Source organism: Pseudofrankia coriaricola (assembly GCF_001854805.1).
GTDB lineage: Bacteria > Actinomycetota > Actinomycetes > Frankiales > Frankiaceae > Pseudofrankia.
Genome location: NZ_MBLO01000247.1, coordinates 1 through 13,041 on the forward strand (window position 1 = coordinate 1; position 13,041 = coordinate 13,041).

9 protein-coding genes and 1 pseudogene are annotated in these 13,041 nt (G+C 70.2%); 5 read left to right on the top strand and 5 right to left on the bottom strand.

All coding sequences use genetic code 11. The features are described 5' to 3' along the window. Positions 1-606 precede the first annotated feature (606 nt). Together BCD48_RS34670 and BCD48_RS54385 are read left to right on the top strand one after the other, a co-directional pair. On the top strand, positions 607-3,099 hold the full coding sequence (locus BCD48_RS34670; RefSeq protein WP_083419652.1) for a diguanylate cyclase domain-containing protein: 2,493 nt from the start codon (positions 607-609) through the stop codon (positions 3,097-3,099). 95 nt (positions 3,100-3,194) lie between these two features. Continuing rightward, positions 3,195-3,311, top strand: a pseudogene (locus tag BCD48_RS54385) (flavodoxin); the annotation flags it as partial. Between the two features lie 5 nt (positions 3,312-3,316). Here BCD48_RS54385 and fxsT read toward each other — a convergent pair. The 3 genes from fxsT to BCD48_RS34685 form a co-directional block, all read right to left on the bottom strand. Beyond that, positions 3,317-5,383, bottom strand: coding sequence for an FxSxx-COOH system tetratricopeptide repeat protein (fxsT, locus tag BCD48_RS34675; RefSeq protein ID WP_071052646.1), 2,067 nt, complete (start codon positions 5,381-5,383; stop codon positions 3,317-3,319). 411 nt (positions 5,384-5,794) lie between these two features. Next, complete coding sequence (locus BCD48_RS34680) at positions 5,795-6,856, bottom strand: aldo/keto reductase (protein ID WP_071052648.1); 1,062 nt, start codon at positions 6,854-6,856, stop codon at positions 5,795-5,797. Next, a complete protein-coding gene (locus BCD48_RS34685) occupies positions 6,853-7,293 on the bottom strand; it encodes a VOC family protein (protein WP_071052650.1) in 441 nt (146 codons plus the stop codon). The genes BCD48_RS34680 and BCD48_RS34685 overlap by 4 nt, the downstream gene beginning before the upstream one ends. A 125-nt stretch (positions 7,294-7,418) precedes the next feature. Between BCD48_RS34685 and BCD48_RS55155 the strand changes: the two genes are divergently transcribed. From BCD48_RS55155 to BCD48_RS34700, 3 genes are all read left to right on the top strand, one after another. Continuing rightward, the gene (locus BCD48_RS55155) at positions 7,419-8,117 is read left to right on the top strand and encodes a TetR/AcrR family transcriptional regulator (RefSeq protein ID WP_083419653.1); all 699 of its coding nucleotides are present in this window, start codon (positions 7,419-7,421) and stop codon (positions 8,115-8,117) included. A gap of 367 nt (positions 8,118-8,484) precedes the next feature. After that, positions 8,485-9,771 carry an MFS transporter gene (locus BCD48_RS34695; protein ID WP_131804161.1) on the top strand — a complete coding sequence of 429 codons (1,287 nt, stop codon included), beginning with the start codon at positions 8,485-8,487 and terminating at the stop codon, positions 9,769-9,771. A gap of 7 nt (positions 9,772-9,778) precedes the next feature. Beyond that, positions 9,779-11,200 carry an AlkA N-terminal domain-containing protein gene (locus tag BCD48_RS34700; RefSeq protein ID WP_071052655.1) on the top strand — a complete coding sequence of 474 codons (1,422 nt, stop codon included), beginning with the start codon at positions 9,779-9,781 and terminating at the stop codon, positions 11,198-11,200. Between the two features lie 153 nt (positions 11,201-11,353). Here BCD48_RS34700 and BCD48_RS34705 read toward each other — a convergent pair whose 3' ends face one another. Both BCD48_RS34705 and BCD48_RS34710 read right to left on the bottom strand, forming a co-directional pair. Beyond that, the gene (locus tag BCD48_RS34705) at positions 11,354-12,022 is read right to left on the bottom strand and encodes an NADPH-dependent F420 reductase (RefSeq protein ID WP_198543517.1); all 669 of its coding nucleotides are present in this window, start codon (positions 12,020-12,022) and stop codon (positions 11,354-11,356) included. 72 nt (positions 12,023-12,094) lie between these two features. Beyond that, positions 12,095-13,030: an SDR family oxidoreductase gene (locus tag BCD48_RS34710; protein ID WP_071052657.1), complete on the bottom strand. Its 936-nt coding sequence runs from the start codon at positions 13,028-13,030 to the stop codon at positions 12,095-12,097. Positions 13,031-13,041 lie beyond the last annotated feature (11 nt).

Below are 13,041 nucleotides of genomic sequence, written 5' to 3' on the forward strand. Positions count from 1 at the left end.
TCCCGATCAAGCAACCTACTGACTACACTTCGGACAACACAGGCCAAAGTGCCAGGCTGTGCGCGTAGCGATCTTCGAGCACTCGCAAGTTCGGGTTAGGTGTCGGGCCCGCGGCCAGTCGAGAACCCGACACGGCATGGCTGGGCCGCGGGAAGATCCTGCGCGCGCCGGCCACCATCAATGCGAACCCGTCGGCCCGGATCGGCGGCTGACGGGAGCGTCCTCGACGTGGCAGCCGAGCCGCTGTTTCGCCAACCTGATGCCCGGCTGAACCGACTCCGGAGGCGGCGGCAGGGATGGCCGCCGTCACGTCGATGGTCGATCAGCGTGGCCGTCAGGCGCGCCCGAGGTCGGTCGTCGGCCTCGGCGATGTGATGAATGGGCGGGTTCCGGGACGGACGAGGAACGCATGGAGGGCGTATCGGGCCTCCTCGGCTCGTTGGCGGTCCTCGTCCACCCGTACTAATGTACGTGCCATCACTCTGGGCATATATGACGCCGCTTTCGGCTGGATGGGTTGGAGGGAGGTTCGTCGCGGCGATACATTCCGGCTTACAGGACGATCCAGGCCGGGGTGGGTGGAAATGATCCCAGGCGGAGAGGACGATGTCGCGCGCGGAGATCACTCGAGCGGCTGCGACGGAGTGCGACGCACCGAACTGCGGCGCGGCCGTTTTCCGCCGAATAGTCTATGCCTGGGCGGCAGCCACTCCCACAGTCATGCTCGCTTCCTTCATCCTTCCCTCGCGCGCCGCTGACCTGGTGGTCCGCGCCTGCGGCATGGCCGCTATAGCGTTCCAGGGTGGGTGCGAGCTGTGGTCGGCACGGCGAGCGAAGGGCGGCGAGCGACGTTGGCGACTGCTCCTTCTCGCCGGATGGATAGCGGTGGCAGTCGGCCTGGTCATCACGTCCGTCAGGGCGTTGTTCTCGGGCCAGGACCCGGTGCCACCCTTGTCGGGCACGGAGCCGGCGTATCTGGCGTTCATTCCAGCATCCGTTGTCGCGCTGCTGGCTTTTCCCACCGACCCAATCAGCCCAGAGGACGAGCCGGTGCGCAGAGCCGGTCAACGCGGCACCCACTGGCGGACTGTCACCGTCATGGACGCGGTGCTCCTCGTCGGTTCGCTGAGCCTGCTCGGCTGGGTGGTCGTACTCCAGCCTCTGGTGCGTGCGCGAGCACCCGCACCAGCCAGTCTCGTGGTCCTGTTGGCGTTCGGCCTCGGATGTCTCCTGCTACTGATCACCGTCCTGCTCGTGGCGGCGTTCCGGCGCCCCCGCCAGAAGAATTCGTTCGCATTGCTCGGTGGCGGGCTGGCCTCCATCACCATACTTCTGCACGCGTCGCTCTACTTCATCGCGAGCGGCCAACCGGAGCCCCTGCAACTCGAGGCCGCCAATGCCATTGGCACTGTGATGATCGGGCTTGCCTGCATCGCGCCGCCACGGCCATCGACTGGCTCTGTGGTTGCCGCTGCCCCCCTAAGTCTCGAATCCGCTCCTGATGACGGCAGGGCCTCCTGGCGCGTCCGGCGGGCTGGCTGGCGGGCCGGACCCGGCGTACGCTGGGTGAGGATATTCCTCCCGTACATTCCGCTGTCCGCGCTGGGCGTGCTGGCGGGCTTTCAGATGTCAACCGGGGCGCGGGTCGAACCGATCGAAATATACGGCATCTTCGCGCTCGTGTTGCTCGTACTGATCCGGCAGATGCTGACTTTGGCGGACAACCAGAAGCTGCTGGACAGGGTTCAGCAGAGCCGTCGCCAGCTGCACCACCAGGCGCTCCATGACCCGCTGACCGGGCTGGCGAACCGCGTGCTGTTCGGTGACCGGGTGGAAGACGCGGTCGCTCGGCGAGCCCGCGGCCGGCTGGCACTGCTCTTCTGCGATCTCGATGACTTCAAGATTGTCAACGACACCTTGGGCCATCCGGCCGGGGACGAATTGCTGAGGATAACTGCTCGGCGGCTGCTTGATTGCGTACCGCCCTCGGACACGGTCGCCCGTCTCGGTGGCGACGAGTTCGCGGTTCTTTTGGCGGACGATGCCGCGGATGCCGAGGCGGTCGGCAAGAGGGTGGGCGCGGTGGTCCGGGCACCGTGCTTTCTCGCCGGGCAGCCGTGCGCCATTCACGCGAGCCTTGGCCTGACAGTCACCGTGCCGGGATCCTCGATCAGTGCCGAGGACCTGGTCCAGCAGGCAGATCTCGCCATGTACGCAGCCAAGCGGCGGGGGAAAAACAGTCTGGTCGTCTACGATCCTGACATCTTCGCTCACGGCCGGTCGCCGACGGCGCAACTCGCGCTGTGCCAGTTGTTGCTGGGCGATCCCGCCGGCGGCGTCATCGATGTCCTCTATCAGCCGATCGTCGATCTGACCCACCATCACACGGTCGCGTTCCAGGCTTCAACGTGCTGGCACCATCCGACGCTCGGGTTGCTCACGGCAGAGCAGACGGTCGCGGTCGCGACCGGAGCGGGGCTAAGAGCACAGCTCGAACAGTTGATCCTCGGCCGCGCCTGCCACGATGTCGGCCACTACCGAAGGCAGACAGGGCAGAACGTCGCCGTCTGCGTCAGCGTTTCGGCGGCGAGGCCGGCTGGTGACTTACTGCCCGACGTCGAGGCGGCGCTGGTGGCCTCCCGGCTCCCCGCCCAGGCCTTGGTCCTCAAGATTTCGGACATGGAGTGCCTCGACGAGGAGGCCGCGCGCGGCCTGCGGACATGCGTCACACGTGGCCTGCGCCTCGCGCTGAACGGCATCGCCAGGAACCAGAACACCTTTCTGGTGCTCGACGAGCTGCCGATCCAGATACTCATGTTCGACAGCTCCTTCGCCGGCCGCCTAACAGGCAGCGCCAACCGGGCCGACCTGCTCCGCCGGGCACTGCTCACCCTCACCAAGGACCTCGGTCTCACGGTCGTCGCCACCGGCGTCCAGAACCGCGAGCAGGCACGCGCATTGGCGCGCAATGGCTGCCGCTTCGGACAAGGACAGTTCTTCGGACCGCCAGCCGCACTGCCTGGTCAGCCGCCGCCTCACCGCAATGGCGGCGCCGACGGCCGGGCTGGCTACGGAAACGGGAACGGGAACCAGCGGTAAGGAGTCAAACTCGGCCAGTTAGGGTCCCGCGGGTCGCACCTCAATTCGGACCGAACCGTCGCCAAAAGTGATGTTCTCGTGACCAGGGTTCGGCGCACTTCTTCGACACTGTGTACTACCCGATCTTGGAAGCGACGGTCGGGCGGCTGTACGCGCTGTACGTCCACGGCAACAGCGACACGACCGGCGCGGTCCGCGGCGTAGGGACCATCAGATGTCAGCCCGCTGGCAGGAATCGGTTGTCGGTGAGGAGCGCGCGCACGCTGGCGGTGTCGGGGTGCGCCTCTCCGAGAACGCGTGTGGCGCGGGCGTACAGCTCGGTCAGCAGCGGCGTGGCGGACTCCAGGTCGCCCTGCGCGAGCATCGCGGACCCGAGGAACGTGGCGGCGCGGATGGTGTGGGGGTGCGCGTCTCCGAGGACTCGGTGGCCGTGGTCGAGTACTTCCTGGAACCAGCGGCGGGCCTCGTCGTACTCGCCGTCGTACCAGCACACCGCGGCGACGTTGGCGGTCGCGGAGATCACATGCCGGTGGTCGTCGCCGAACTCGGCGCGCAGGCGGGCGAGGTGCTTCAGGCCGATCCGCCGGTCGCCGTCGGCGCCGTGGGTGTGGGCCGCGGCGGCGAGGCCTCGGGCCGCGGCGTGGTCGCCCTGCGCCCACAGCGTCGCGGAGACGTTGAGCGCCGCCAGGGCCGTGTCGAGGTGGGCCGGACCGAGCGCCGCGGTCCACCGGGTGAACGCCAGCTCGGCGAGCCGGCGGCTGTCCGGGTTGTCGCCAGCGGCGCGCAGCGCCCAGGCCAGCCACAGGACGAGGTCGCGGGCGCCGGTCACCTCGCTGTCCACTAGGCCGGACGCGAGCACATGCGGATAGAGGTCGGCGACGTGCGACCAGTCCGGTAGCGCGGCGGCCGGCCGGGCGTGGTGGGCCGCGACCAGGAGTTGGTGGACGGCCCGGCGCATCGCCGGCCGTAGCGCCGCGGGAGTCGCGTCCCGCAGCACGGCGCGTACGAGGCGGTGCATCGTGAGCGTGTCATCGCCGCGGCTCACCAGTGACGCCACGAAGATCTGACCCTCGAGTTCCCGCAGCACGGCGACGTCTTTCGCGAGCTCGGCGAGTGGCTCTGGCAGAAGCCTGGCCACGCCAGGATGGAACCAGGCGATGGGGATGGGCGCCGAGCCGAACCATGCCCATAGCTGGAGCAGGCGTTCCATCGCGGGGTTGTCGGCGGCGTTGATCGCCAGGGTCCAGGTCGCGGCGACGGGTACCTGGTCGGGCGGGGCCCCGCGGTGCATCATGTCGACGACGTTCCGGCTCAGTAGATCCAGGTAGTCGCCGGGAGTGATCCCGGTGTTCGCGATCCACGTCCCGGCCTGGTGCAACGCCAGCGGCAGGCAGCCCAGCGCGTCCGCGATCCGGCTGGCGGCCGCGTCGGTCAGCAGGCCCGCCTGGGCGTGCAGGAGGCGGACCGCGTCTGTCGTCGGAAGCTCAGTGACGGGCAGCGTCGTGGCCATCGGCCAGTCCCGGCGTCGGGACGTGACCAGTACGTGCCCTCCCGGAGCGCGCGCGGCGGCACCCAGCAGACCATGGATGTCGCCCGGCAGATGAGCATTGTCCAGGATGACCAGCCAGCGGGGAAACCGCCGCCCGCCGCCGAGAACGGTGACGGCGCGTTGGGCAGACCGTTCGGCGTCGCCGACGACCGCGACCTCCATCTCGTCGGCGAGGATCGCCAGAGCGGCCGTGGAGGTCACTGGGTCCTCCGCGGGCACCCACCACACCAGGTCGTAGGCGGCGCTGTACCGGTAGGCGTACTCGATCGCGAGACTGCTCTTCCCGACGCCGCCGAGTCCGCACAGCACCTGGCGGGAACCTGTCTCGCCACGTAGGCCGGCATGTAGCGCGGCCAGTTCCCGGTCCCGGCCGATGAAGCGCGGGTTCCTGGGCGACGGGACGCGCCACACCTGCTCCGTGCCCGCAGGACGCCGCGGCGCCGACGCGCCCGTGCTGGACGTGTCTCGGGCCGCCCAATAGCGCCCCGTCCAGGCGTCCTCATCCTCGCCACAGGCGCGTACGAGGGCCCGCACGACCTGCTCGGAGGGCCAGCTCTTTCCGCGTAACGCCTTGCTGATGACCGGAGCGGAGTAGCCGCTGGCGGTCGCAAGCAGCTCCCGCTTCTGGAAGCCAGCCCGCCGCGTCAGCTCGCGCAGCTCGGCGATGAAGGCCCGCAGTGGCGGCGTGGCCTCAGCGGCGATCGCCTCCGGTGGACGTCCTGCCCGTCTCTCCATGTACTGACCGTGTCCCCCGACTGTGCGCGGCCGGGTGACCGCGCGCCGCACGTGTACAGCCGCGATCTTACGGCCCACGGCGGCCGGCCGGCTGGAAACAACGAAAGAAAGCGCCGAGAAGGAAACAACGAAAGAACCAGATCCGGTGTTCACCGCCTTGTCTGGCTGGAACACTCCACTCGTGGCCGGTCACCCAAGGTCCGTCATTCCCGGGCCGCATCGGGGGATGGGTGGCCGGCCTCCACCGCAAGCACAGGCCGGTGGGAAGGGCGGCTGGAAATCCGGCCGACCGCAGTAGGACCATTCGCTTCTGGCGCCCGCGACGGGCAGCGAATTCGTCGAGACCGTCCAAATCGCGATAGGCGATGGTGCTCGATGCCGGCGGGCTGAGCCTGGTTCGTCCCGCGTCGCCTATCGGGCGCCGTGGGGCTGCGAATCTAGATCGGCGGCGCCGAGGACCCATGGCGAGGTCTGGTCGATGAACTCGGTCGGGAAGCCTGGCGAGAATCCGGTGGCACTGTCGAGCCGGGCGACGAGATCGGGTGTCAGAGTGACGTCGAGCGCGCCGAGGTTGTCACGGAGCTGATCGACTCGGCGCGCGCCCAGGATGGGAAGGATCGCCGCGGAACGGCAGGTGGTCCAGGCGATCGCGACCTGCGACGGGGTGACACCGAGCTCGTCGGCGACCTCGCGCACGGTTCGGGCGACGGCGAGGTCGAGCTCGGTCAGTGACGCGGCACTCAGACGCGTCGGGGCCGGACCGCCCGCTTGGTCCTTGCTGGTCCCGGCCGTCGAGGGACCGGCCGGTGGGATGTATTTTCCGGACAGGACGCCCCCACCCAACGGGCTCCAGGCGGTGACCCCTAGGCCGAGTGACTGTGCCATGGGCAGCAGCTCCCGCTCGATGTCGCGGTTGAGCAGACTATAGGGCACCTGCAGGCCCACGAACTGGCTCCAGCCGCGCCAGTCGGCGAGCGTGTTGGCACGGGCGACGACCCAGGCGGGGGCGTCGGAGATGCCGATGTAGAGGATCTTGCCTGCCCTTATCGCGTCGTCGAGGGCACGCATCGTCTCCTCGATCGGGGTGAAGCGGTCCCACATGTGGACCCAGTACACGTCGATGTGGTCGGTGCGCAGCCGCCGGAGGCTGGTCTCGAGAGACGCACGCAGGTTCTTGCGGGCATTGCCGGCGGCGTTCGGGTCGGCGCGGTCGCGGGAGACGGTGTACTTGGTGCCCAGGACGAAGGACTCGCGGCGGCCGGTAAGCAGCTCGCCGAGGATCTCCTCGCTGGCGCCGTCGCGGTAGTTGATCGCGGTGTCGAGCGTGTTGCCGCCGGCCTCGGCGAAGGCGTCGAGGATGCGGCGGCACTCCTCCAGTGGGGCGCCGACCCCGCCCTGCTCACCAAAGGTCATCGCGCCGAGGATCAGCTCGGAGACCCGCAGCCCGCTGGCGCCCAACGTCCGGTATCTCATGACGACCCGCTGACGATCCGGGCGAGCTCGCGAGAGATCTCGTCGTCGGGCACGTCCCGGACGTGGGTGTCGAGAGCCCAGCGATGACCGGACGGGTCGAGGAACTGTCCGGTGCGATCGCCCCAGACCGCGTCGTGCACTGGCTCGAAGACCGCCGCGCCCGCGGCCACGGCGCGCTGGAAGGCCGCGTCGACATCGGGAACGGCCAGGTGCAGTGCGGCGGGCGTGCCCCCAAGGTCCTTCGGGGCGCGGATCTTGGCCTCGGGCATCTCGGCGGCGACCGCCAGCACCGTGTCGCCGAGCCGCAGCTCGACCATGAGGGCTCGCCCGTCCGGGAGCGTCAGCCGCCTGATCTCCTGAGCGCCCAGTGCCCGCTCATACCACGCCGCGTCGCTGTCGGTATCGGCTACCACGAGGTGTATCGCGATGGCGGTCATGCGGCGACCATACACCCAGTCTGGACTACCCGTCTGGTCGGGCGGATCGTTGTGCGCTGCCAGGCACGGCCCGGACACCTGGTACCTGAGCAAGTAGCCAGGCCAAGGTGCCCTAACGTGAGAGGATGACGCCGTCCCACACTGCGGAATCGGCCCGCCGGTCGGCGGGGGACCCGCCTCCCGCGGAGCTGAGGTCGCGTCTGCTTGGCGCGCTGGAGGGGTTGCTTGCGCACCGCGCGTTCGACGCGGTCAGCGTCATCGACATCATTCGTGCCGCCGGCGTGTCGAAGGCCAGCTTCTACTTCTATTTCGCCAGCAAGCAGGCCGTGCTCGCCGAGCTCGTCCGCCAGGCGGTACGGCGCGGGCATGAGGCCGCGGACCCGTGGGTGAGCCCAGACGCGGCCGGACCGTCGGATCCGGTGGAGGGCCTGCGCCAGGGCGTCACGGATGGCGCGCGGCTGTGGCGAGAAAACGCCGGCGTGCTGAAAGCGATCGTCGAGAGCTGGGGATCCGACGACGGGTTGCGTGCGCTGTGGCTCGACCAGATGAACAGCTTCACTGACGCCGCGGTCACCCGCATCGAGGCTGACCCCGAGGCGCTCCGGCACCTCGGCGGCGTGGACGTCCAGGCCACTGCGGCGGGCCTCACCTGGCTCGGCGAACGGTTGTACTATCTCGCCGCCGCCGGGGTCCCGCCTTTCGACGACCAGACGGTCCTGATCGACACGCTGACCAACGCCTGGACCGCCACGCTGTACGGGAGGCGAGCCGCCGACGGTAGGCCGGCGGGCGGGGCGATTGTCGACGGGCACGAGGGTAGGTGACGGAGGCCTTCCGAATACCTCGGCGGGAGCAGCTGGGCAATAAGGCCGGATACGCGGATGCGGCCGCCTGGGGTCACGGCTGTCGAGGCTGCGACGGGCCTGGCTGGCGTGTCGCGGATGGTAGCTCCGTCATGACCAGGGTTCGGCGCATTTCTGCGACCAGAAGTAGTGCGAACCCTGTGGCCGAGATGCGCGGAACGTAACTATCCGCGCCCGCGGGCAAGACCGCCCCTGACCGGATCTTCACGGCGACCGCCAGCCCGGCGATCCGGGGTGGCGGTCGCCGTGAAGATCTGTGCCGGGAGGCTGGACCAAGCTGGCCGATTTCCGCCAGCGCCTGGTCGGGCATGGAGATGAGCATGGGCCGGTGGCTGACGAGGACCGGATCCCCATGGGGTCCCCGCTGGATAATGCCGCTTTCCGCCGGGTGTGGATCGGCGCCACCGTGTCCGCGGCGGGAGACGCGGCGAGCTGGGTCGCTCTGGTGGCGTTCGTGTTCGGGCGGCCGCACGGGAGCGTGGCCTTGCTCGCCGCGCTCTACACCGCGCCGGTGGCCGTCGGTGGCCTGGTCGCCGGCTGGGCGCTGGACCGGTACGACCGGCGATGGTTGTTGGCGGGAGACAGTCTGCTTCGGGCCGCGGTGTTCGGGTCGGTGCCGTTGGCCGCGGTCGCCGGTGGGTTGGGGACCACCCAGCTGTACCTGGTCGCCGCCATGTACGGGCTGCTGAAGATGATCAGCCTGGCCGGATTCCCCGCGCTGATCCCCAGCCTGGTGGCACCCGGGCAGTTGATGGCCGCCAACGCTCTGGAGTCGGTGAGTTTCGGGATCGCCGGTCTGGTCGGCGCGGTGGCGGCAGGTTTCTCGGTGGCCCTGGTCGGGCCCGGGTACGTGGTGGCCTTCGACGCGCTGAGCTACCTGGCGTTCGCGTGTTGCCTGCTCGGTACCCGCGGCCTGGCTGGCACCCGACCGTCCCGGGGTGGTGTGGCGGCGGGTGGCGGGCTGCGGCCCGTGCTGCGGTTGATCGCGGGCCAGCCGGTGCTACGGGACACCACCGTCATGTTCGCGCTGTTCAACATCGGCGAGGGCGCGCTGCTGGTCGTGCTGCCGAGGCGCGCTGTGGAGTACGGCCTGGGCGCCGGCGGGTACGGCTACCTGGTGGCCGCCATGACCGGTGGCGAACTGCTCGCCGCGCTGACCTTGCTGCGCGGTGCCTGGCGGCCATCGCTGACCCGCTCCATCATGGCGGCGTCACTGCTCGCCGCCGCCACGGTGCTCGCGCTGCTGGTGCCCTCCCGGTGGGCGGCGCTGGTCGGGCTGGTCGGGCTGGGCGGCTGCGCGGCGGCGATGACCACCTGGGCGCAGACCCTGCGCATGGCAGCCGCGCCGGCCGGTACCCACGGCAGGCTCTTCGGGCTGCTGCGCACACTGATGCAGGCCACCCCACCGCTCGGCGCCGGGCTGGCCGCGCTGACCCTGGGCCATGGTGTGACCGTCACGGTACTCGCGGTCTGCGCTCTGATGGCGGTACCGACGCTCGCCTTCGCCCGCGACCTGACCGCCGCCGGTGCCCGGTCGGCTGAGCCCGATCCGGCGGCCACCGAGACGGACCCGACTACCAGGTCCGGCCCGGTGACGACCGCGAGCGGGGCATGATCGGAGGGTGGATCTCGACTTCGACGTGTGCTTCGAGGCCACCCGCAGCCGGGACGCGCGGTTCGACGGCTGGTTCATCGTCGGGGTACACACCACCGGGGTCTACTGTCGGCCGAGCTGCCCCTCACCTGTGTGCCCGAAACCGGTAAACGTCACCTTCTACCGTATTTCGGCGGCCGCGCAGCTGGCCGGGTTGCGCGCGTGCAAGCGCTGCCGCCCCGACGCGGTACCCGGCTCGCCGGATTGGAACACCCGGGCCGACCTGGTCGGCCGGGCGATGCGGCTGATCGCCGACGGGGTGGTGGACCGGGAGGGCGTACCCGGCCTGGCCGGCCGGCTCGCGGTGAGCAGCCGCCACCTGCACCGGGTACTCGTCGAGGGGGTCGGCGCCCCGCCGCTCGCGCTGGCCCGCTCCCGGCGGGCGTATCAGGCCCGGCTGCTGGTGGAGACTACGGGGATGCCGTTCGGCGAGATCGCCTTCGCGGCCGGCTTCGCCAGCATCCGGCAGTTCAACGACACGCTTCGGGAGGTCTTCGCGGCCACCCCGTCACAGCTGCGGGCGGCGCGACGGCGGGATGCCCCGCAGCCGCCCGGCGTCCTCATGTTGCGGCTTCCCGTCCGGGTGCCCTACGACCCGCACGGCGTGCTGGGCTGGCTGGCGGCCCGGGCGGTGCCGGGGGTCGAGGATTGCCCGGACGGCGAGTACCGAAGGGTGCTCCGGCTGCCCGGCGGCCCCGGTACGGTAGCTCTGCGGCCGGCGCCCGACCATGTCCAGGCGACCTTCCGCCTGGCCAGCGTGGCGGACCTGGGTGCGGCGGTGGCCCGCTGCCGGCGTCTGCTCGACCTCGACGCCGACCCGCGAACCTACCTTCCCGTACTGGCTGCCGACCCGGCGCTCGCCCCGCTGGTCGAGGCGTTTCCGGGACTGAGGCTGCCCTGCTCCGTCGACGGAGCCGAGACCGCGCTGCGCGCGGTACTCGGACCACAGGCGGCGGCGGTCGCCACGCTCGGCGCGTCGCTGGCCGCGCCGGACGGCCGGCTGACCCACGCCTTTCCCGAGCCCGCGGCGGTTGCTGCGATAGACCCGGCGAAGCTGGGGCTGCCCATGGACCGCGGCCGCACGCTCCGCGAACTGGCGCGTCGGCTGGCCACGGGGGAGCTGGTCATGGACGAGGGTGTCGACCGCGCCGCGGTACGCCATACCCTCCTCGCCGTGCCCGGCCTCGGCCCCGCCCTGGTTGACGAGCTGGCCCTGTACGGACTCGGCGACCCCAATGCCTTTCCGGCCGGGGATTCCCGGCTGCGTGCCGCGGCCCGGCAGCGCGGGCTGCCCGGCGACGCCGCCGGCCTGGCCCGGTACGCGCGGCGGTGGCGGCCATGGCGCGGGTACGCGGCGCACCTCCTGCGGGCAGGACACACCGTTACCTGACGGCCCGCCGGATCCGCCAACGTCCAGCGTGTCGTGGCCCCGGCAGCTCGGCGACGTCATCTGCGTGCTTCGCGCTGGAACGCTCGGACGGCGCGCGGGGCGGAGCTGGAGCTTCGCCGCCGCGCAGGAGCGGCCCGCCGCTCGGGCCTGCGGTTACCGCGTTGCGGTGGCCAGTGCCGCGCGGATGGCGTCCTCGCCGACCGGCTGGCCCTTCTCGTTCGATAACGGCCCGTACGGGGTCCCCCACACCGGCGTGCCCGTCGCCTGCCGCCAGCTATCGGCCAGCGGTCCCGCGTCCACCACGCTGTACCCGATGGATTCGATGAATTCGGTCACCGCCGCCTTCGCCGACGCGGAGTCCCCGGCGATCGGCAGGTACGAGCGGTCGGCCGCCCCCGCCGGACGGGCGAGTGACAGCAGGTGCTTGAAGAAGATGCTGTTGAACGCTTTCACGAGCATGGCGTCCGGGATGTACCGCAGCAGCAACTCGCTCGAGGTGAGCGACTTGCTGTCGAGCTCGGGGATGTGCCCGTCACGGTTGGGGCCGTAGTTGCACGTGTCAATGAGCGTCTTCCCTGCCAGTGGCGCGGCGGGCAAGTAGGGGAAGGCCTTGACCGGCACCGTGACCACGACGATGTCACCGGCCGCCGCGGCCTCCCCGCTCGTCGCCGCGGACGCCCGCGGCCCCAGTTCCGCGGCCGTGTCCGCGAGCGTTTCGGGACCGCGCGAGTTGCTGAGCACGACCTGGTGCCCGGCCTCGACGGCGAGCCGCGCGATGGTGCTGCCGATGGCGCCGCTTCCGATGAATCCCACAGTCGTCATATTCTCAGCATCCCTCCAGAAGAGCCGAACCCTTGTCATCTGCCGGACTCGTTGTGATTCGGGTCCCTGCCATCAGATGGCGGAGAAGTAATGGCCGTTGTCCAAATCGGCGAGCAGGCTGGGCTGAGCGGGCTCCCAGCCGAGGGTCCGGCGGGTGATGAGGTTGGACGCCGGGTAGCTCTGCGTGACTATGTTCGCAAGGAACCCAAAGTATCCCGGCACCATCAGTACGTCCGCGGGAACGCTCACGACGGGCAGGCCCAGACGGCTGCCAATGGCCTCGGCGATTTCGCGGAACGGGATGCCCCCGTCCCCAACCGCGTGCCAGTATTTGCCAGCCGGCCCCTTCTCCAGCGCCAGGCGGAACAAGGAGGCGACATCGCGGACGTGCACGGCGTTCCACAGGTTCGCGCCGTCTCCGGGGTAGCCGGCGAAACCCTTCTCCCTCGCGAGCGCGATCAGCTGCAAGAGGAAGCCGGCACGATCGGTCGTGCTGTGCGCGATGTTGGCAATCCGCACGACCGAAGACCGCACTCCCCGCTCAGCGAGGCCGACTACGGCGGTTTCCACGACGTTACGAGCGTGCAGGGTGCCCTTGTGCTCATCGCCGCCGGGAAGGGCCGGGTCCTCCTCGGTGGCCGGCCGGCCCAGGCTCCCTGGCGAGCCTATGCTCCCCGCCGCGACCAGCGGTTTTCCGGTTCCCGCCAGTGCTTCGCCGTACGCGAGCATGATCGGGACCTCCGCGGCGGCCACGGCGTCGATCCCGCCGGAGAGAAGCAGGTCTTGCCTGTGCGCGACGTGGATAACGCCGTCGGAGTCCGCGGCCGCCTCCTTGAGCCCGTCGAGATCCTCGAGGTCGCCGCGACGCACCTTCGCGCCATGCGCGGACAGCGCCGCCGCGGCCGTGTCCGACCGGGCCAGGCCGGTGACCTCGTGCCCGGCGGCGATGAGCTCGGGGACGATGTACGAACCGGAATGGCCGGTCCCGCCAGTGACGAAAACGCGCAAGCTGCTGCTCC

Bases quoted from the DNA above. Each gene is read 5' to 3' on its own strand.
- fxsT (WP_071052646.1), bottom strand. From the start codon at position 5,383: ATGGAGAGACGGGCAGGACGTCCACCGGAGGCGATCGCCGCTGAGGCC.
- BCD48_RS34705 (WP_198543517.1), bottom strand. From the start codon at position 12,022: ATGACGACTGTGGGATTCATCGGAAGCGGCGCCATCGGCAGCACCATC.
- BCD48_RS34670 (WP_083419652.1), top strand. From the start codon at position 607: ATGTCGCGCGCGGAGATCACTCGAGCGGCTGCGACGGAGTGCGACGCA.
- BCD48_RS34680 (WP_071052648.1), bottom strand. From the start codon at position 6,856: ATGAGATACCGGACGTTGGGCGCCAGCGGGCTGCGGGTCTCCGAGCTG.
- BCD48_RS34685 (WP_071052650.1), bottom strand. From the start codon at position 7,293: ATGACCGCCATCGCGATACACCTCGTGGTAGCCGATACCGACAGCGAC.
- BCD48_RS55155 (WP_083419653.1), top strand. From the start codon at position 7,419: ATGACGCCGTCCCACACTGCGGAATCGGCCCGCCGGTCGGCGGGGGAC.